The organism is Rothia sp. HMSC076D04, from assembly GCF_001814645.1.
Taxonomy (GTDB): Bacteria; Actinomycetota; Actinomycetes; order Actinomycetales; family Micrococcaceae; genus Rothia; species Rothia mucilaginosa.
On sequence record NZ_KV817374.1, the window covers coordinates 195,475 to 214,468 of the forward strand.

General features: G+C 56.1%; 15 protein-coding genes and 1 tRNA gene. 5 read left to right on the plus strand and 11 right to left on the minus strand.

Translation table 11 applies throughout. The features are described 5' to 3' along the window. Positions 1-121 precede the first annotated feature (121 nt). A complete protein-coding gene (locus HMPREF2980_RS08640; RefSeq protein ID WP_070691429.1) occupies positions 122-1,078 on the plus strand; it encodes an alpha-1,2-fucosyltransferase in 957 nt (318 codons plus the stop codon). Between the two features lie 2 nt (positions 1,079-1,080). Next, a complete protein-coding gene (locus HMPREF2980_RS08645; RefSeq protein ID WP_070691432.1) occupies positions 1,081-1,434 on the plus strand; it encodes a glycosyltransferase family 2 protein in 354 nt (117 codons plus the stop codon). Between the two features lie 79 nt (positions 1,435-1,513). Here HMPREF2980_RS08645 and HMPREF2980_RS08650 read toward each other — a convergent pair whose 3' ends face one another. Continuing rightward, on the minus strand, positions 1,514-3,322 hold the full coding sequence (locus HMPREF2980_RS08650; protein WP_246823717.1) for an ABC transporter ATP-binding protein: 1,809 nt from the start codon (positions 3,320-3,322) through the stop codon (positions 1,514-1,516). Between the two features lie 721 nt (positions 3,323-4,043). On the opposite strand from HMPREF2980_RS08650, the gene HMPREF2980_RS08655 reads away from it, so the two are divergent. Next, positions 4,044-5,165 carry an arsenate reductase/protein-tyrosine-phosphatase family protein gene (locus tag HMPREF2980_RS08655; RefSeq protein ID WP_070691436.1) on the plus strand — a complete coding sequence of 374 codons (1,122 nt, stop codon included), beginning with the start codon at positions 4,044-4,046 and terminating at the stop codon, positions 5,163-5,165. Positions 5,166-5,301: 136 nt separating this feature from the next. On the opposite strand, the gene HMPREF2980_RS08660 is transcribed toward HMPREF2980_RS08655, so the two are convergent. From HMPREF2980_RS08660 to HMPREF2980_RS08670, 3 genes are all read right to left on the minus strand, one after another. Then, positions 5,302-6,282 (minus strand): ribose-phosphate diphosphokinase, encoded by a 981-nt coding sequence (locus HMPREF2980_RS08660; protein WP_049327934.1) that lies wholly within the window; start codon positions 6,280-6,282, stop codon positions 5,302-5,304. Between the two features lie 20 nt (positions 6,283-6,302). After that, positions 6,303-7,757, minus strand: coding sequence for a bifunctional UDP-N-acetylglucosamine diphosphorylase/glucosamine-1-phosphate N-acetyltransferase GlmU (gene glmU / locus HMPREF2980_RS08665; protein WP_070691439.1), 1,455 nt, complete (start codon positions 7,755-7,757; stop codon positions 6,303-6,305). Between the two features lie 87 nt (positions 7,758-7,844). Beyond that, a tRNA-Gln gene (locus HMPREF2980_RS08670) sits at positions 7,845-7,915 on the minus strand. Positions 7,916-8,150: 235 nt separating this feature from the next. Here HMPREF2980_RS08670 and HMPREF2980_RS08675 point away from each other — a divergent pair. Continuing rightward, positions 8,151-9,980, plus strand: coding sequence for an ABC-F family ATP-binding cassette domain-containing protein (locus tag HMPREF2980_RS08675; protein WP_070691443.1), 1,830 nt, complete (start codon positions 8,151-8,153; stop codon positions 9,978-9,980). A 244-nt stretch (positions 9,981-10,224) separates the two neighbouring features. On the opposite strand, the gene HMPREF2980_RS08680 is transcribed toward HMPREF2980_RS08675, so the two are convergent. From HMPREF2980_RS08680 to rsmI, 7 genes are all read right to left on the minus strand, one after another. Continuing rightward, positions 10,225-11,232 (minus strand): GHMP family kinase ATP-binding protein, encoded by a 1,008-nt coding sequence (locus HMPREF2980_RS08680; protein ID WP_070691446.1) that lies wholly within the window; start codon positions 11,230-11,232, stop codon positions 10,225-10,227. 68 nt (positions 11,233-11,300) lie between these two features. Then, a complete protein-coding gene (gene rsmA / locus HMPREF2980_RS08685; protein ID WP_070667115.1) occupies positions 11,301-12,173 on the minus strand; it encodes a 16S rRNA (adenine(1518)-N(6)/adenine(1519)-N(6))-dimethyltransferase RsmA in 873 nt (290 codons plus the stop codon). Between the two features lie 45 nt (positions 12,174-12,218). Beyond that, on the minus strand, positions 12,219-13,040 hold the full coding sequence (locus HMPREF2980_RS08690) for a glycosyltransferase family 25 protein (RefSeq protein WP_070691449.1): 822 nt from the start codon (positions 13,038-13,040) through the stop codon (positions 12,219-12,221). Between the two features lie 402 nt (positions 13,041-13,442). Continuing rightward, positions 13,443-14,264 carry a glycosyltransferase family 25 protein gene (locus tag HMPREF2980_RS08695; protein ID WP_070691452.1) on the minus strand — a complete coding sequence of 274 codons (822 nt, stop codon included), beginning with the start codon at positions 14,262-14,264 and terminating at the stop codon, positions 13,443-13,445. A 333-nt stretch (positions 14,265-14,597) separates the two neighbouring features. Continuing rightward, positions 14,598-14,972: a hypothetical protein gene (locus HMPREF2980_RS08700; protein ID WP_049338733.1), complete on the minus strand. Its 375-nt coding sequence runs from the start codon at positions 14,970-14,972 to the stop codon at positions 14,598-14,600. A 41-nt stretch (positions 14,973-15,013) separates the two neighbouring features. Beyond that, the gene (locus HMPREF2980_RS08705; protein ID WP_070691455.1) at positions 15,014-16,087 is read right to left on the minus strand and encodes a TatD family hydrolase; all 1,074 of its coding nucleotides are present in this window, start codon (positions 16,085-16,087) and stop codon (positions 15,014-15,016) included. Between the two features lie 52 nt (positions 16,088-16,139). After that, positions 16,140-17,078, minus strand: coding sequence for a 16S rRNA (cytidine(1402)-2'-O)-methyltransferase (gene rsmI / locus HMPREF2980_RS08710; RefSeq protein ID WP_070691457.1), 939 nt, complete (start codon positions 17,076-17,078; stop codon positions 16,140-16,142). A 183-nt stretch (positions 17,079-17,261) separates the two neighbouring features. On the opposite strand from rsmI, the gene HMPREF2980_RS08715 reads away from it, so the two are divergent. Further along, on the plus strand, positions 17,262-18,908 hold the full coding sequence (locus HMPREF2980_RS08715) for a dolichyl-phosphate-mannose--protein mannosyltransferase (RefSeq protein ID WP_070688350.1): 1,647 nt from the start codon (positions 17,262-17,264) through the stop codon (positions 18,906-18,908). Positions 18,909-18,994: the final 86 nt, after the last annotated feature.

The window sequence follows — 18,994 nt, forward strand, 5'->3', positions numbered from 1 at the left end:
CGTCTCTAGGATTATACAACTTCACTACTTTTTTAGCTGCACTTTTCAATTACCTATGCAGTCGATAAATGCTCACCCACTATCAACTCACTGTCTTACACATCCGAAAGGGGACTTTCTCATGGATTCTGATACCCAAGCCATCACTGAATCAGAAAGGGTCGCCGTATACACTGTTCAGCAACCCGCTTTCAAACGTGCTGTCAATACGGCTTACAACTCTATTCGCCATAAGTATCTGGCGAAATATATTAACCTGCTACGCCGCGGCGAAAAATTTATTCTCCTTTCCTACCCTATCTCCCGGGGAGGTAATTGGCTGTATCTATGGGCCCGCGCGGCTACTCTGCGCCATCACGGTACTGACAAAGCATCTTTGCTTTATGGTCCCGGAATGGAGGCATGGACCGAGGAGTTCCCGAAGCTTGCCTCCATTACGGCTTCTTCGTCAGAGTATACGTTCTTTACCCGCCGTAGCGGCTACTTCCCGACGGATATTGAGAATGATATCAGCGAAGAAGATTTGCACTTTTTTATTCGCGAATACCTTCTTTCTTCAGAATCCTTTAGCAAGCGCCTTGCAAGAATGCAGAACGTAGTGGATGAAAATTCTCTCGTTATTAACATTCGCCGTGGCGATTACTATTCTGTGCCTCAAATTAATGAGGTTTTCGGAATTGATACGGTGACCTATGTGGAGGAAGCGCTGAAGAAGCTTCAGGAGACCGTTACTCCTTCAAAGATTATTTTTGTATCGGACGATCTTCAGTGGTGTGAGGAAAATCTCTCACATCTAAATTCGGTTGCGCCATGCATTTTCGAAAAGCAGGGTTCCGGCATGTTCGATGACCTGGCGCTTGTGGCCAGCGCACCTTACCTAATTCTAACCAATACGACCTTCGGCTATTGGGGTGCTTACATCGGTGAGTTGTTGACTCAGAAGATTGTCCTTTCCCCTGATATTCATCAACTTCTTCCTAAAGATGCCCATATCTATCAGCGCCGCCCAAAGATGCACCGCACTCATTGGGTTGCAGTGCATCACCCCGAAGGTAAAAACTGGATTACGGGTGAGTAGCTGTGATTAACATTCTTAAATCCCTCAAGCACCAGCTTTTCCTGCTAAAGATAAATCATGATAATAAACGCGAAGCCATTGCACTTCGTGAGAGTGCTGAGTTTAAAGAACGTTACGCTTCGCTTAACAAAACATTTACCCACACGGTTCTCCCCTCCGGCCCCTTTATCTGGGGCATAACCATGGTGAAGAACGAAGCAGATATCGTCGAGCAGACAATCCGACATCTGCTCGATCAAGGTGTGGACCATATCTTAGCAGCTGATAATGGCTCTTCAGATGGGACCGATGAGATACTGCTCGAGCTCAGCAAGATTCTACCTGTGCACGTTATTAAGGACCTTTCCAGACGGTAAAAATACAATATAAAACCAACAGAAGGGGCTCTCGTTCATGACGAGAGCCCCTTCTACTTTAGATATGCAAGCTATGAGACTAATCCGGCAACTGGCCCAGCTTCACCAGGTTAGCGAACTCTGCGTTTGCTCGCTGCACCTCAGCGAAGGTTCCTTGATTAGCAATTCGGCCATTGGAAAGGTAAACCAGCTGATCAACATTGCGGACCGTTGACAGACGGTGGGCAACAATAATCACGGTGATATCCTTCGAGATTCGTTCAATGGTCTTTGTAATCTTGTACTCAGTCTCGTTATCCAGGGCACTAGTAGCTTCATCAAGAATCAACACACTCGGATTCCGGTAGAGGGCACGGGCTATGCCCATACGCTGCTTCTGGCCGCCTGAAAGACGGGTCGCATTGTACCCAAGTTTAGTGTCTAAACCATTTTCCAATGATTCTACTACCTCAGTCAGTGCAGCAACCTCAAGACAGTACTTAACACGCTCTACATCAATCTCATTGGGCTCAAGGCCAAAAGCAACTGCTTCAAGTACAGAGCAGTCTGCAATAAAAACATCCTGAGGCACATATCCAATACGCTGATGCCAAGAACGCAAATCCTTCTGGATCGGCTCACCATTCTTGAGCACTTGTCCATGGGTCGGAGCGATAAGACCCAAGATAAGGTCAATTAGAGTCGTCTTACCCGATCCTGAGCCGCCTACGAAAGCAATTGAAGAGCCCATTGGGATATCCAGCGTAATGTTATTAAGAACCGGCTTATCACCATCCGGGTACTGGAAGCTCAAATTATCAACCTGAATGTTAATCGGTTCAATAGTTTTATTGATGTACTCATGGCCTTCCGGAACGACAGGCTTAGAAGCCAGGTTAAACATTCGGGCTTCAGGTGAGAGCTGCTCGATCTCCTTCACGAGTTCATTGCTAGCATGCTCACCAGCGCGGATGCCACCAAGAGAGGCAACCATACGGGTGTAGTTAGGCAAAATACGAATGCAGGCACCAGCGAAGAGAAGCAAATAGCCAGTGCTATCAGCACCTTGCGTAGCGCTCATAAAGGCCATGAGAGCAGCAATACCAATAATGAAGATGATTTCCAAGGTGTACTTAGGAAATTCCGCAAGGAAAGCACTACGCATAGAAGCGCCTACCGAATCCAGACGCTTTTCCTGGTAACGATACATGTAACGATCGGTCGCATCGTACAGACGAATCTCACGGAAGCTGTCTACCGACTCAACCATGGCAGACCATGCACCCCTAGTCGCATTCAGGGCGATAACACCCTGTTCGCGGTTCTTACGCTTAAGAACGCTCTGCAGAACGAAGGACGTCAGCCCGAAATAAACCATTGCCAGCAACGCTGGAACAGGCATAATAACCAGCAACATGACCATAAGCATTAGAATTGACAGCAATTCACCGATAAGTCCTAAGACACCACCAACATAGGCGCCATATGCTTGGGCAGTAACGTCATTCACCGCGTTATAAATTGGGGCTATGCCACGCTTGCGATGATCCAGATAAGGCTCACGAGTGTACCGATTCAAGAGGGCTACCGACACCGCGCTCTGCTGGGTTGCAAGAAAGCTAAGACTCCAGCGACGGACAACCAGCGAAAAAACGCCTTTAAGTACAAACGCAGCAACAAGAGTCAAACCGAAGATAATAATCAAGGTCGGAGTATCTGGGTTGCCAAAGAAATTAGAAACTTCCAAGATGAAACCCTCACGGGGAGCTCCCATAGCAAGGTTCACCAGGGGAAGCACCAGCGCAACACCAAGCATCTCCAACAGCGATACAAGGAAAAGGCCAATGATATTGACGATGAGGAGCCTAAATTTCTTACCTGGGAAGAAAAGTCGGATCTTAGAGTACATAGTCTTCACAATAAAACCTGCACCTTCTGCAGATAACAATCCGCAATAGAATAAATGACTTGAGTGAGAGAAGAAGCATTACAATTATCTGTAGTAAATTCAGAGTTTTAATCCAAATTTTACTATTAGACACAAAGTTAAGCCTTCAACAATAAACAAGTTTGAAATAGATATTCCAAAATTCAACATTCTGCACCATAAACATCGTTTCTGGTGCCGCGAGCCTGTTTAACTTCTACTACCCGCCATAGAGGGATACGATCTCCGTGCCTCCCTTACTATCGTCGCATAGAGAAGAGAAATGTAACAAGCTGTAAAGAAACCCGTTAAATCTCAGCATCTTTTACCAAAAGACGAATCTAGTGTTTGCGGATAGAACCGAGGTTTCGCTGCGAGAAGGTTCATGATGCCTTTCTCGACCCGTCACAAATTGCAGACGGGCCCATGTAATTGAGGAGTGATGAGTAGAGTCTAGGCATAATTTTAGCACGCAGGCTTTCCTCAGCTTTAGAGGGTTTTCTGTACTTTAGGTCATCTTTCGTGGAAAAAACTGGGAGAGATGTCAACTTTACGTACACCTGTAGGGTATTCGCCACACGCAGGAGAAGGAACCGTTGAAGGTGCAAGTAACTCGGTATGATAGATACTATTCATTCAGCAAACCCAGCACTTCCGGCTTCCCTGTTCACTGTTGGGTACGTCAATTAGAAAAGGCTTTTTGATGGGCATCTTCAACATCAAGTCCCTCAAGGACAAGTACGCGTGGGGTTCCTCCGAGGACAAAACCAACTCAGCAGAAACTGCCGAGGCGCAGCAGGCAACCGCCGCCTCTCCCTCCGCAAATATTGCTGATGGAGTCCGCTCCCTCATTAAGAGCAACCCCGAGCTGGCAGGCAAGAACCGCCACGGGGTAGCCGGTCGCACCATTTCCCCTGACGGTTCCCTCCTCGAAGCAGTAGACGACTACGAGGCATACACCGCTACGCAAACCCATCAGCAGGAAGTCACCCCGGAAGAAGAACTGAGCGCCGACGGCACCGCAACCGTCTCGCAGCCTCTCACCCATACCGATATCGAGGCAGCCCCCGGTGACATCCTCGATGTAGACGGTAAGCCCACCGGCCCCAGCATTATCCGTGTGAGCCAGCACAACGCGCCCATCGTTGATGCCGAAGAGCTCGCCAACCCCGAAGAAGCCAACAGCCAGAACGCACAGGCTTCCCGCCCGGCTACCACGCCCCGCGGCGAACGCCCCTCCCTCTTTAAGTTCTCCCCCAAGACTCTCAACCGTACCGACAGCGCCCGCAAGGACGGCCCCTTCGAAGCGCTCTTCGTGTGCACCGGCAATATTGCCCGCAGCGCATCCGGTGAGGTAATCTCCAAGCACCTCGCCGCAGAGTACGGTCTGGAAGACAAGTGGATTTTCTCCAGCGCGGGCACCGGCGCTCTCGTCGGCCACGGCGTCTACGAACACGTAGCCAACGAACTCATCGAACGAGGATACAACCCCGAAGGTTTCGCCTCCCGCCAGCTCAACGAGCAGATTATTGAAAACGCCACCATCATTCTGGTGGCCGAGAAGGTACACGCCGACTGGATCGTGCGCGAATGGCCCCAACACCACTCCAAGATTAAGCTTCTCAAGCAGGTTGCACGAATCCGCGAGGACGCACGCCGCGCCGAGCCTCTCTCTTACCTCTACTCGCACGGCGCCCGCCCGCTTGATAGCGACAAGCTGGAAGACCCCTACCGCCGCGGCCCCGCAGCAGCAAAGGTTGCAGTGGATGAGGTGGAGCAGTCCCTCCGCGTGATTCTGCCTTGGCTCGCACAGGCACACCGCTAAGCACGCGGCGCTAAATACAGCACTAACCCGGCAGGAACAGATATCTATTCCTGCCGGGTTAGCTTTAGCCTCATACAACAGAAAATCCCCCACCGACCTAACGGTCAACGGGGGACTTTCTTTAGGCTTTAGAAGCTTAGTGCTCGAAAATCTCGGTCACAGAGCCCTCATCGAAGACCTCGCGAATAGCGCGAGCAATCAACGGAGCAATGGAGAGAATAGTAAGGTTATCGAACTGCTTCTCTTCCGGCACGGGCAGGGTGTTGGTCACGACGACCTCCACAGCACCGCACTGAGACAGACGCTCAGCAGCCGGATCGGACAGAACCGGGTGGGTTGCCGCGATGATAACTTCCTTCGCGCCCTTGTCCATGAGGACCTTCACGGCGCCAGCAATGGTGCCGCCGGTGTCAATCATGTCGTCAATCAGCACGCAGGTACGACCCTCAATGTCACCCACAACAGTCTTAGAAACAGCCTGGTTGGGGACGTTAATATCGCGGGTCTTATGCACAAACGCCAGAGGCGCGCCGTCCAGCAGGTCAGCCCAGTGCTCAGCCACGCGGACACGACCGGTATCCGGGGACACAACGGTCACGTTGGACAGGTCATCCACGCGCTCGCGGATGTGCTTAGCCAGAACCGGAATTGCGAAGAGGTGATCAAGCGGACCGTCGAAGAAGCCCTGAATCTGCGAAGTGTGCAGGTCCACGCACATCAGGCGGTCAGCACCCGCGGTCTTGTACAGGTCCGAAATCAGACGTGCCGAGATGGGCTCGCGACCCTTGTGCTTCTTGTCCTGACGAGCGTAGGGATAGAAGGGAGACACCACGGTAATGGAACGAGCGGATGCACGCTTGAGCGCATCGATCATAATGATCTGCTCCATGAGCCATTCGTTGATGGGTGCCGGGTGCGACTGAATCACGAAAGCGTCCGCACCGCGCACCGACTCCTCAAAGCGGACGTAGGTCTCGCCATTGGCGAAGGTGTATGCGGAGGTGGGCAACAGGTCGTGATCAAGTGCCTGTGCAATCTCCTCGGCAAGCTTGGGGTGTGCTCGACCGGAGACCACTACAAGCTTGCGCTCACCGGGGTTGGTAATCTCGCTACTCATGGTGTTGTTCTTTCCTCGAATTAGGATTCTGCCGGTTCCTGCGCGCCAGCAGCCTTAGCGGCCTCGGCGGGTTCGGTACCGGCACGGTTCTTCAGAACCCAGCCATCGATGGTGCGCTGGGAAGTCTCAGAGTAGGCGAGGGCGCCAGCAGGAACATCCTTACGGATCAGCGCGCCCGCGCCGGAGTAGGCACCGTCACCGACGGTAACAGGTGCAACGTAAATGCCCGCAGAACCCATACGGGCGTGCGCGCCGATAACGGAGCGGTTCTTCACCAGACCGTTGTAGTTCGCGAAAATAGATCCAGCACCAATGTTCGCGCCCTCACCGATGGTGGCGTCACCAACGTAGGACAGGTGCGGAATCTTTGCGCCATCGCCAATCTGCGAGTTCTTAGCCTCACAGAAGGTGCCAAGCTTAGCGTCCTTGCCCAGGGTGGTACCGGGGCGCAGGTATGCGAAGGGACCAACAGTTGCGCCCTCACCAATGACAGCGCCGTAACCGTGCGCGCGGATGATGGTAGCGTCAGCCTCAACGGTCATGTCAGTCAGGGTGGTGTCCGGGCCAATGGTGGCACCGGTAGCGACGGTGGTGGAACCGTGCAGCTGAGTGCCCGGCAGCAAGGTTACGTCGTTTTCAATGGTGACGGTAACGTCAACCCAGGTGTTCTGCGGATCAACAATAGTCACGCCGTTACGCATGTGCGCCTCAAGGATGCGGTTGTTGAGCATACGACCCAGCTGAGCCAGCTGCACGCGATCGTTAGCGCCCTCAACTTCCCAACGGTCCTCAATAGCCAGAGCGGAGGTGCGGTGGCCCTTCGAACGAGCGATGGACAGAACGTCGGTAATGTACTTCTCGCCCTGAGCGTTGTTGGTGGTCACCTCAAGCAGCGCCTCACGCAGGACTGCAACATCAAAAGCGTAAATACCGGAGTTGATCTCGGTGATTTCGAGTTCTTCGGGGGAAGCGTCCTTCGCCTCAACAATGGCGGTCACCTCGCCAGCCTGGTTACGCACGATACGGCCGTAGGAGCCGGGCTCATCAATGTGGGTGGTCAGGACAGTTACGGAGTTCTTGTCTTCCTCGTGGAAGGCAATCAGTTCGCGCAGAGTCTCGGGGCGCAGCAGAGGAACATCGCCGTAGGTCACCAGAACGGTGCCGGAGACGGTTGCCTGCGCATCCAAGGCATTCAGACCGACCTCAACCGCACGACCAGTACCCGGAATCTCATCCTGATCAACGATGGTTACCTCAGGGTCAAACGCAAGCACATGCTCAGCAACCTTATCGCGCTGGTGACGTACCACAACAGCGAGGCGCTCGGGGTTCAGATCGCGTGCAGCAGCGACAGCATGCTCAACCATGGATCGACCACCAATGCCGTGCATGACCTTGGGGGTAGCGGACTTCATGCGCGTACCAGCGCCTGCAGCGAGAACGATCACTGCAGAGGGTGCCAGTTCAGTGTTCACTGGGAAGACTCCTTAGACGAGGTTGTAAGAGTGAGGAGTGAGCGCGGACCGCCAACTCTCTATCAACGGTGCCGTTGAGTGCTTACGCTCCGCCACTAGGACTCGAACCTAGACAAACGGCTCCAAAGGCCGCTGTGCTGCCATTACACCATGGCGGATTATCCTTACATTCACGACAAGCCCCCGCTAGCGGGTCCTCATCGTCATTGACCGCCATTTTGGGCACAGAACAGCGCAATGCAGGAAATGCTTTCCTCAGTTTATCAAATATCTGTGCTCAACTTAGCCGCGCGCCCCGCAATCCCCACAGCTTTTCTCAGCACCGCCAAGTAGCCCCTCATCAAAGCTTGGAGCGCTACTTGAACTGAACACTCACCCTGTACCCTAGAAGGCGTGGCACATCTACTTGGCGGCGAATCGCTGCACCTCGAATTCCCTACCCGAACCATCTTTGAAGGCATCACGGTCGGCCTGAACGAAGGCGACCGCATAGGCATTGTCGGTCGCAACGGCGACGGCAAGTCCACCCTCATGAAGATCCTTGCCGGCCGGCTCGAACCGGACTCCGGCCGCGTTACCGTGCGCGGCGGCACCCGCATCGGCTACCTTGACCAGTCAGACGTCCTCGACGACGACCACACCGTCGGCTACGCGATTGTGGGCGACACCCCCGAATACGAGTGGGCCTCGCAGTCCCGTATCCGCGATGTCATCTCGGGCTTGGTTTCCGATCTGCCCTGGGATGCACCTGTCTCTTCGCTCTCTGGTGGTCAGCGTCGACGCGTAGCGCTCGCCTCCCTGCTCGCGCAGGAGTGGGACGTGCTGATGCTCGACGAGCCCACCAACCACCTGGACGTTGAAGCCATCACCTGGCTCGCTAACCACCTGAAGTCCCGCTGGTCCAAGAATGCTGGCGGACTCATGGTCGTCACCCACGACCGCTGGTTCCTCGACGAAATCTGTACCGACACTTGGGAAGTGCACGACCGCATCGTCGAGCCCTTCGAGGGCGGCTACGCGGCGTACATCCTGCAGCGTGTGGAGCGTGACCGTCAGGCAGCCGCAGCGGAGGCAAAGCGTCAGAACCTGATGCGCAAGGAGCTCGCTTGGCTGCGCCGCGGTGCGCCCGCGCGTACCTCCAAGCCGAAGTTCCGCATTGATGCCGCCAACGCCCTCATTGCGGACGTTCCGCCGGTGCGTGACACCGTGGAGCTGAAGAAGATGGCGGTCTCCCGCCTCGGCAAGGACGTGGTCGACCTCGAAAACGTTTCCGTCGTCTACGACGACCTCTCGATGCCCGGCGGCAAGCGTCCCGTGCTGAAGAAGGTCACCTGGCGTATTGCCCCCGGCGAGCGCACCGGAATCCTGGGCGTGAACGGCGCAGGTAAGTCCACTCTGCTTTCTCTGGTGACCGGTGATCTGAAGCCGACCGAGGGCCGCGTCAAGCACGGTAAGACCGTGAAGATCGCGACCCTGACCCAGCAGCTCGACGAGCTCAACGAGGTCGCTAACGACCGCGTCTCGGATGTGATTGGCCGCAAGAAGCGCAGCTACATTGCAGACGGCAAGGAGCTGTCCCCCTCGCAGATGCTGGAGCGTCTGGGCTTTACGAGTGCGCAGCTGTCTACACCGGTCAAGGACCTTTCGGGTGGTCAGAAGCGTCGCCTTCAGCTCATGCTGATTCTGCTGGACGAGCCGAACGTGCTGATTCTCGACGAGCCGTCCAACGATCTGGACACCGATATGCTCGCTGCGATGGAGGATCTGCTGGACACCTGGCCGGGTACCCTGCTGGTGGTCAGCCACGACCGTTACCTCATGGAGCGCGTCACCGATCAGCAGTACGCCGTGATTGACGGTTCGTTCCGCCACCTGCCCGGCGGTGTGGACGAGTATCTGGCGCTCTCGGCGGCAGGTGCTGGTGGCTCCGCTGCCGGTAGCGTGCAAGCGCGTGCCGCCTCCTCGGCGCAGGCTTCTGCTGAGCCGGATACCCCGAAGGTCTCCGGTGCCGAGCTGCGTGCGGCGCAGAAGGAATCCGGTGCGATTGAACGCCGCCTCGCCAAGCTCGCTGCAGAACAGGAGAAGCTCTCCGAGCAGATGAGCGCGCACGACGCCTCGGACTACGCCGGTTTAGCGGCACTCGGCGAGCAGCAGCAGACACTTCAGGATGAGATTGACGAGCTAGAAATGCGCTGGCTCGAACTCTCCGAACTGCTGGGCTAAGGTCTACTGATATAAGGAATGCCGGTTCTAGATTGAATCTAGAACCGGCATTCTTCATATATTCAGCGCTCAGCTACAGCGGCGGCTAACGGTGAATGGATCCGAAAAGCTTCTCCCAATGCCGAACAACATATTCGGGAGAGAAAGTGCGAGACTTTTCAAGACACAACGCAGACTTTTTAGCCGCCAATGCAGCTCCCAAAGGACCGGGATTGGTGTACACCAGTCGGTTATGGGTCATTTACTAATGATGCAGAATCGCACTAACCGCGCTCACAGCGTGGTTGCCCGCAGCGCGAAGAGTGGAGGCAAGAGCCTCCGCCCGAGCCTGCGAAGAAACCAGCAGAAGCACCGTCGGACCGGAACCGGACACCAGGGAGGCGTACACGCCCTCGCTCTCGCGCAGGTTCAGAGTCTGTTCCAGCTGCGGGGCGCACGAAAGTGCGGGTGCCTGCAGGTCGTTACGCAGCAACGGTGCCAAGGAGGCGAGCGCCCCCTCCGAACCGTCATAAGAATTCAGGGCGCTCAGAAGCTCTACGGGTTCCACCAGCTCACCGGAGGCGGGATACTCACCGGCGGCACGGCCGGCATCCAGCTGCTTGAACACGCTGGGGGTTGAGAGGCCAAACTGTGCGGCAACAATCACCAGGTGCAGGGGCTCCCGAGGCGCAGCAACGTTCTGAAGCTCGGTGCCGGTCCCCTGCCCCAGTGCGAGGGTCTGCCCGAGCGCGGCACGCACGCTAAAGGGAATATCGGCGCCCAGTTGCGCGGCAAGACGTTCATAATCCGTCTGGGTCAGGAGCACACCGGTGCGGCCGGTTGCGTGCAGGTAGCGGTCCGTGGCGATGAGAGCCGCCGCCGCATCCGCTGAGCCGCCAGCCATGCCGCCTGCCACGGGCACAGCCTTCGCAATATGCAGGTGCAGCGCCGGGACAGATTCGATGCCGTGCTCCGCAAGAATCAGCGCAGCGGCACGGTACACAAGATTCCGCTCATCCATTGGCACAGCGGCAGGGTCGAACTGCCCCGCCTGCATCTGCTGATCCACCAGGGAGCCGGGCACAATATCCATGCTCAAGCTCAGCCCCGGTGCCTGCCCCTCAGAGACCGTGATGGTCTCCGTCAAAGAGACCGCCGCAAAAAGCGTAGTCAACGGGTGGTAGCCGTCCGGACGAACATCCCCCACGGCAAGGTACAGATTGACCTTGCCGGGAGCATCAACCGAAATAGCGGTCTGGGAGGCGGTACTCATCAGCGCATACACCTTTCGCGAGGGAACTCGCGTGAGAACGTCAGTGAAAAATTTAGAGCGGGAAGAAGCTATTCCACTACAGGCTCAGCCGGGACAGTCAGCGAAGCCTCCGCAATGCGGATAAAACCGTGAATATCCAGCTTCTCGCCGCGCTCCGTCGGAGCGATACCGGCAGCCACCAAAATCTGCTCCGCGCGCGCTCCGGAGCCCGCCCAGGAGCTCAACGCGGCACGCAGGGTCTTACGGCGCTGAGCGAAGGCCGCGTCCACGATCGTGAACACCAGGTCGCGGTCAACGGTAGAGAGCGGCTCTTCGCGCATGCGGAAGCCGACCAGGCCAGAGTTAATCTTCGGTGCAGGCCAGAACACGTTCTTGCCAATCACGCCCGCCTTATACACCTCGGCATACCAATTAGCCTTCACCGAGGGCACACCGTAAATCTTTGAACCCGGGGTCGCCGAAAGACGGTCGGCGACTTCGTCCTGAACCATCACCAGGGCGTGACGAATGCTCGGGAACTGCGCAAACAGGTGCAGAAGCACCGGAACCGCCACGTTATAGGGCAGGTTCGCCACCAGAGCATCCGGAGTGCGAGGCAGCTCGGTGACCTTCAGGGCGTCCATGAGCACCACGTCAATATCGCCCGCCTTCTCAGGGCGGAACTTCTCAATCGTGTGCGGAAGCTGCTGAGCCAGGGGCGGGTCAATCTCCACCGCCACCATATCCTTCGCAGCGTCCAGGATGCCGAGGGTCAACGAACCCAGGCCCGGGCCGACCTCCAGCACCGTCTCCTCCGGTGAAATCTCTGCCGCGTTGACAATACGACGAATCGTATTGGGGTCAATCACAAAGTTCTGCCCAAGAGTCTTCGTGGGACGAATACCGAGCATCTCGGCGAGCTCGCGAATCTCAGCAGGGCCGAGCAGGGGCAGATCGTTCACAGCGTTCCTTCACATAGGTGGATGGTGGGGAGGTTACAGTTTAGGTTACCGCGAGAAACGCTGCTTTACCTCATCAAGAGTGGCTTCCAGAGCGTTCTTAGCGTTTGTAATACGCTTCTTCGGAGCCAAAGCAATGCGCAGTCGATCCAGCGGACCAGTACCGTGCTGGAGGCTATTCACCTTATCCAGATGACGCTTACCGGATTCCAAAATGACGCTGCTGCCTTCCCAGCCGCACAGGCCAGGCTGCACAAAACGCACATCCACACCCCACTGCTGGTACAGCTTGTAATCATCAGCTACGGTGCCCGGTACCTTATCCTCAAATTGCTTGAGCAACAGCTCAGCACCCGAACGGGAAATCAGGTACAGACCGGTGCAAATCAGGGGCCAAGTACCGTACGGCTTACCCATACGGTACTTACCGTGTACAAAAGGAGACAGCAGAGACAGGCGGATGTATTCCACCTGCGGGTTCAGCTTGCCGGCATCATTCGCAAAAGAATCGCTGAGGTTCACCAGCTGCACCTGCGGGTACTTCGTGATGATTGCGTTCACCACCGCCTCAGCATCCGGAGAAAGAAGAATGTCGTCTTCAGCAATCAGTGCCCAGTCGGCGTCGCTCGCAACAAAGTCACGCCACATCTTCACGTGGCTAAGCATGCAACCCTTCTCCGCGGGGCTCGGGTCGCGATGCCAGCGGCTACGGAAAAACTCAACGTCAAATTCTTCATCAGTGACGTGATTATCGCGGTTATCCACCGCAGAATAACGGACAAAATCCTGCGCGGGTGCGCCCACCGAATAGAACGAGTCAAAACGGTTCGCGCCATCCAGGCCCAGAACATACTTCAGAATCTTTGCCATGTTTTTCCCTTCAATAGCTCATCCAGAAGACCTAAGCAGTAGAAGATCGCGTCGGTTAATGATGAGTTTTCAGAACTTCAGACCACCTGCACAACAGAGGGGTTCATCAATCTTAAAAATCAGTGCGTAAACGGCAGGGAGTCTGAAATATTGAGCGTGTGATAAATACGCACACTACTGTGCAACGTAGAAAAAATTCTATCATTCACCATGCACCAATCTCTTGTGTCCGCAGGTTAAAACGCGGTACGGCACGCGTGTACCGGTGCACAGCAAAAACAATCCCCTCCCTACCGCATATACACGATAGGGAGGGGATAAATGACAGGGCAGAAGATCCACGTATTCACATTTTTATGCGATAGTAGTAGCCCAATCCGTCTCTGGGTTACCGTCTCTGGATTATCGTCCTAGACGCTGCTTCACATCTTCGAGAGTGGCATCCAGAATATTCTTCGCGTTCACAATACGCTTCTTCGGCGCCAGGGCGATGCGCACCCGGTCGATAAAACCGGTGCCATGCTGCGTGCTCTTAAGACTTTCCAAGTGACGAACGCCAGAAGTTTGAATGAGGCTGGTGCCTTCCCAGCCGCACAGGCCGGGCTGCACCAAATATACGTCTACTCCCCATTCTCGGTAGAGAGAATAATCATCAGCAACAACGCCGGGAACCGTCTCGCCATAACATTCTACGAGTCGTTCAGCCCCAGAACGCGAAAGAAGATACAAGGCAGCACCATACAGAGGCTTTGAACCATAGGCACTACCCATACGGTACTTGCCGTACACAAAAGGAGAAAGCAACGAAAGACGGGGGTAATCAACCTGCGGGTTGAGCTTGCCAGCTTCAGAAGCGTAGATATCGCCCAGGTTAACCATCTGCACGTGAGGATACTTTTCGATAATCCTCTCCACTACAGGCTGCAGGTCAGGGGAAATGAGAACATCGTCCTCTGCCAGCAAAGCCCAGTCGGCATCTGAAGCGAGGAAGTCCTTCCACATGTGGTAGTGGCTCAAAGCGCAACCCTTTTCGGCAGGCCTCGGCTCTTTACCGTAACGAGCCAGGAACAGTTTGCTATCGAATTGTGCATCAGTGACGTGATTATCACGGTTATCCACCGCAGAATAACGCTGAAAACCTTGAGCGGGTGCCCCCACCGAGAAGAAAGAATCAAACCGGTTAGCGCCGTCCAGTCCCAGAACGTATTTCAGAATTTTTGCCATGAATTTCCCTTTGCTTGGCGCACCCATACGGTCCTGATCTGAAACGACAGAAGCCATGCATGAGTGCCGAGTATTGACTTGGCACCGACAAACACAAAGCACGCCGAAAATATGCGCGCACGATAACAAAATGCCTAGTCAGTGAGTGATGAATTGTATGTATAAAAATACCCTATCACTCATGTGAAGATAGTACCCAACAATTGGCGTGCAGCCCCCTGTTATGTCTCGCACGTTACACGATACCTCACGCGCTAAAGCTGAAAATAACTACAAAAAGCCCCTCCCCGCCATACATATATGACGAAGAAAGGCTTTCTCAAAGAGGCTTACTTATTTCGCCTTGCCCAGACGCTGCTTCACCTCATCAATGGTGGCGTCCAGAGCATTCTTTGCATTCACCAAACGCATCTTCGGAGCCAACGCAATACGCACTCGATCCAGGGCGCTCGAACCTTTCTGATTCTCAGCCAGCATCTCCAGGTGGCTCTTACCAGATTCCAGGATGACGCTGCTACCCTCCCAGCCGCACAGGCCAGGCTGCACAAAACGCACATCCACACCCCACTGCTGGTACAGCTTGTAATCATCAGCCACGGTACCCGGCACCTTGTCCTCAAGCTGCTTAAGCAACAGCTCAGCACCCGAACGAGAAATCAAATACAAGCCGGTGCAAATCAGGAGCCAGGTACCGTACGGATTACCCATGAGGCTGCCCAGAGTAGCTATCCGCTACAGGCTGTACGCGCCTACCACTGACCGTAAACCCGCTCCGAATTCTCACGAATACGGCGGCAGAGCGCCTCCAGCTCCTCACCGCGATGAGCCGCCATAAACCGCACCGTGTAGTTCGTCATGTAGGACGCATTCGGGCGGCCGCGGAACGGATGCGGGGTCAAGAACGGTGCATCCGTCTCAGCCAGCATCAGCTCCGGGCGAGCCATCGCCAACGACTCCTGGATTCCCTTCGAATTCTTGAAAGTCACCGTGCCGGCAAAGCTCATGTACCAGCCACGCTCATTGCAGATCGCGGCAAGCTCCGGACCACCCGAGTAGCAGTGGAACACGGTACGTTCCGGTGCGCCCTCTTCATCCAGGATGCGCACAACATCCTCGTGCGCGTCACGGTCGTGAATCTGCAGCGCCAGATTGTGCTTCTTCGCAATGCGAATATGCTCGCGGAAGCTGTAGTGCTGCGCCTCCTTGCCTTCCTCACCGGTGCGGAAATAGTCCAGGCCGGTCTCGCCAATAGCGCGCACACGGTCGGCGGTGGCGAGCTCGTCGAGGGTGGCGAGCGCCGCCTCCAGCTGACCGGCTGCAGCCAGCTCAGGAGCGGTGTTGGGGTGAATCGCAATAGCGGCGAGGACGCGCTCATCAGCCTGCGCGGCGGCGACCGCGTATAGGGAGGAGGGGATATCGCATCCGACCTGCACGATGGCGGCGATGCCGAGCTTCTCACCGGCATCGAGTGCATCGCGGGCGCTGATTTCTACTTCGCCGTCGAGCAGGTCCATGTGGGTGTGGTTATCCACGATGGGGTACGGCAGCGGTTCGGGGGCGGGCGGGAAGACCAGATTGCGGCTGCGGCCGTTCTCGCCGGTGGTGGAGCGGCGGCGGGTTCCTTCTCCGCCTTCGGCGTCGCTGATGCCGGTGTAGAGTTCCGCCTTATAGGGTGCGGGTACTTCACCGGGCACCGGCTCCCAGCCGTTAGGCAGGGCGGTTGCCTGGAGTGCCGCGGGGGTGGGCAGGGTGTAGTTCGCCAGGGCGGCGAGGGAGTTCAGGTACTCCTGGGTGATTTCAGGACCGGGATGGCTCTGACACATTGATAAATCCTTGGGATAAAACTGCGGGGTAAAGCTGGGGAGTGTTTCTGGGTTATTCGGAGCGGGCAGCCAGTGCCGCCTCGTACAAATCACGCTTGGAGGTACCGGTCTCGGCGGCGACCGCAGCGCAGGCGCTCTTGAGGCGCTCGCCGCCAGCCACGCGGTCGAGGACCAGCTGCACTACGTCCTGCGCTTCGGGGGTTTCGGGGGCTTGCGCACCCTCAACGATAATGACGATTTCGCCTCGGACGCGTTCAGACTCAGCCCATTCGGCAAGCTCAGCCAGGGTACCGCGTCGAACCTCTTCGTGAAGCTTAGTTAGCTCACGGCTGACCGTTCCGCGGCGGTTGGCGCCGAAGGTCTGCACGAAGTCTGCCAGGGTTGAGGCAGTGCGGTGCGGAGATTCGTAGAAAATCATGGTGCGTTCCTCCCCCGCCAGCGAGGCGAGGCGGCGCGAACGCTCGGAGCCCTTGCGGGCGAGGAAACCCTCAAAGGTAAATCGTCCGGTGGGCAGGCCGGAGAGCGCGAGCGCGGTCAACGCTGCGGAGGGGCCAGGCACAACGGTGACGGGCAGGTCGGCTTCCGCGACGGCTGCGGCGGCAACGTAGCCGGGGTCGGAGATGGTGGGCATGCCCGCATCCGAGAGCAACAGCACGCGCTGACCGTCCTGTACCGCCTGCACGATGGTTTCGCTACGTTCGGCTTCGTTGTGGTCGTGGTTGACGATGATACGGCCGCGGGTGCGCACGCCAAGCCCGGAGGCGAGAGTGCGTAGCTTGCGGGTGTCTTCAACGGCGATGAGGTCTGCGGTGGCGAGGGCTGAGCGCAGTCGATCGGAGGCGTCAGCGAGGTTGCCAATGGGGGTGCCGCCGAGGATGAGCACGCCACCTTCTTCTGAGGTGACGGCGGTATCAGCGGTGTCAGCCTGGGGTGCCTCGACCGTTTCTGAGGGGTCGGTGGTTTCTTCGGTGTATTCTGCGGGTGCGGTCATGGCAGGCCTCGTGTCTGTGTCTGGTCTTCGTGTACCCACTAAGTGTAACGCCCGCACTCAATCCGGTGCCGGGTGGGGCGCAGGTCAGAGCTCTGCGTCAGGCCCAGGTTCCGGGTGCGTCATATAAGCCATTCACGGGCTGAAATGGTGCATCGTGCGTTCTGACCCTTTAGGATTGATGGGGTGAAGATACCTAAGTTACTTTCCCCCGCATCTGCCGCTCCGGCTGGTTCGGCTGATTCGACCCGTTCTTCGTCTGAACGCGGTCGTTACGGCCTCGATTCTCTGCTGGATGCGCTCGCTGTTGCCTATATTCGTGCCCCGCGTTGGGGTTGGTTGGCGCCTGCATTGATTGTACTGGTTGCCGGCATTCTGCGTTTTTATAATTTGGCGCATCCGAATGCCATTGTTTTTGATGAGACGTACTACGCCAAGGACGCCTACTCGTATGTGCATTATGGCTATGAGTTGAGCTGGTCGAAGGACGCTAATGCTTCCTTTGCGGCGGGTCACCCGTCGGGTCTGTTGACGGATTCGCCGGAGTATGTGGTGCATCCTCCGTTGGGTAAGTGGATGATTGCCGCGGGCATGGCAATTTTTGGTGATAATAATCCCTTTGGTTGGCGTGTTTCTGCTGCGGTGATTGGCACCCTGTCGGTGGCGTTGATTGCCTATGTTGGCTGGTTGCTGTTCCGTTCGATGACGGTGGCGACTATTGCGGCGCTGCTGGCTGCTGTGGATGGTCTGATGCTGGTGGAGTCTCGTTTGGCTCTGCTGGATATTTTCCAGATGTTCTGGATTTTGGCGACTTTTGCGTGTCTGGTGCTTGACCGTATTCAGGCGCGGCGCGTGTTGGCGCGCCATATTGCGGAGGCGGCACGCCAGAATGGCGGTGTGCTTCCGCCGATGCCGTGGGGCCCGAGCATGGGTCTGCGCCTGTGGCGTTTCGCTGCCGGTGTGTGTGCCGGTGCCGCGGTGGGTGTGAAGTGGAATTCGCTGTTCTTTATTGCGGCGATGGGTCTGCTGACGGTGTTCTGGGATATTAATGCTCGCCGTATTGTGGGTCTGAACAAGTGGGGTTTGACGGCACTGGTGCGTGACGGCATCCCCGCATTCTTCCAGATGATTGGTGTGGGTCTGCTGGTGTATTTGAGCACTTGGGCGGGCTGGTTCCAGTCGTCGAATGCGTATTTCCGCCGCTGGGCGGTTGAGAACCCGGGCAAGGGTGTCATGTGGCTTCCTGAGGATTTGCGTTCCTTGTGGGAGTACCATGTCTCGGCGTTTAAGTTCCATTCTGGTTTGAGTAGCCCGCATACGTATTCTTCGCAGGCGTGGCAGTGGCTGGTTTTGGGTCGCCCGACCTCGTACTACTATGAGTCGCCGAAGTTGGGTTCTTCGGGTTGTACCGTGAAGTCCTGTTCCGAGGCTATTTTGAATATCGGCAACCCGGCGATTTGGTGGGCTTTTATTCCGGCGATTATTGTGGCGCTTCTGGTTTTGGTGCTGAAGCGTGATTGGCGTTTTGGTGCGCTGCTGGTTGTGTTCGGTGCGGGCTATTTCCCGTGGTTTATGTACCCGAATCGCACGATGTTCTACTTCTACGCTCTGTCCTTTGAGCCGTTCCTGATTCTGCTGTTGGCGGGTGTTTTGGGTCTGGCGCTGTCGGGTGCTCGCGGTTCGGTGTTGCGTGCCCGTTTGGGCGTGACGCTGGTGGCGATTTACCTTGTGGGTGTGCTGGTGTTGAGTGCATACTTTATGCCGTTGTGGACTGCTCAGGTAATTCCGTATGAGCAGTGGTATTCGCATATGTGGTTTAAGTCCTGGATTTAGGCTCAGGTTTTTAGGCTGGGGTTTTAGACCTGGTCTTAGACGTGGGTTCAGACGCGAGCAATGCGAGCTTGGGTATAGCGAAGGGG

Bases quoted from the DNA above. Each gene is read 5' to 3' on its own strand.
- HMPREF2980_RS08640 (WP_070691429.1), top strand. From the start codon at position 122: ATGGATTCTGATACCCAAGCCATCACTGAATCAGAAAGGGTCGCCGTA.
- HMPREF2980_RS08650 (WP_246823717.1), bottom strand. From the start codon at position 3,322: ATGTACTCTAAGATCCGACTTTTCTTCCCAGGTAAGAAATTTAGGCTC.
- HMPREF2980_RS08655 (WP_070691436.1), top strand. From the start codon at position 4,044: ATGGGCATCTTCAACATCAAGTCCCTCAAGGACAAGTACGCGTGGGGT.
- HMPREF2980_RS08660 (WP_049327934.1), bottom strand. From the start codon at position 6,282: ATGAGTAGCGAGATTACCAACCCCGGTGAGCGCAAGCTTGTAGTGGTC.
- HMPREF2980_RS08680 (WP_070691446.1), bottom strand. From the start codon at position 11,232: ATGAGTACCGCCTCCCAGACCGCTATTTCGGTTGATGCTCCCGGCAAG.
- HMPREF2980_RS08690 (WP_070691449.1), bottom strand. From the start codon at position 13,040: ATGGCAAAGATTCTGAAGTATGTTCTGGGCCTGGATGGCGCGAACCGT.
- HMPREF2980_RS08695 (WP_070691452.1), bottom strand. From the start codon at position 14,264: ATGGCAAAAATTCTGAAATACGTTCTGGGACTGGACGGCGCTAACCGG.
- HMPREF2980_RS08700 (WP_049338733.1), bottom strand. From the start codon at position 14,972: ATGGGTAATCCGTACGGTACCTGGCTCCTGATTTGCACCGGCTTGTAT.
- HMPREF2980_RS08705 (WP_070691455.1), bottom strand. From the start codon at position 16,087: ATGTGTCAGAGCCATCCCGGTCCTGAAATCACCCAGGAGTACCTGAAC.
- rsmI (WP_070691457.1), bottom strand. From the start codon at position 17,078: ATGACCGCACCCGCAGAATACACCGAAGAAACCACCGACCCCTCAGAA.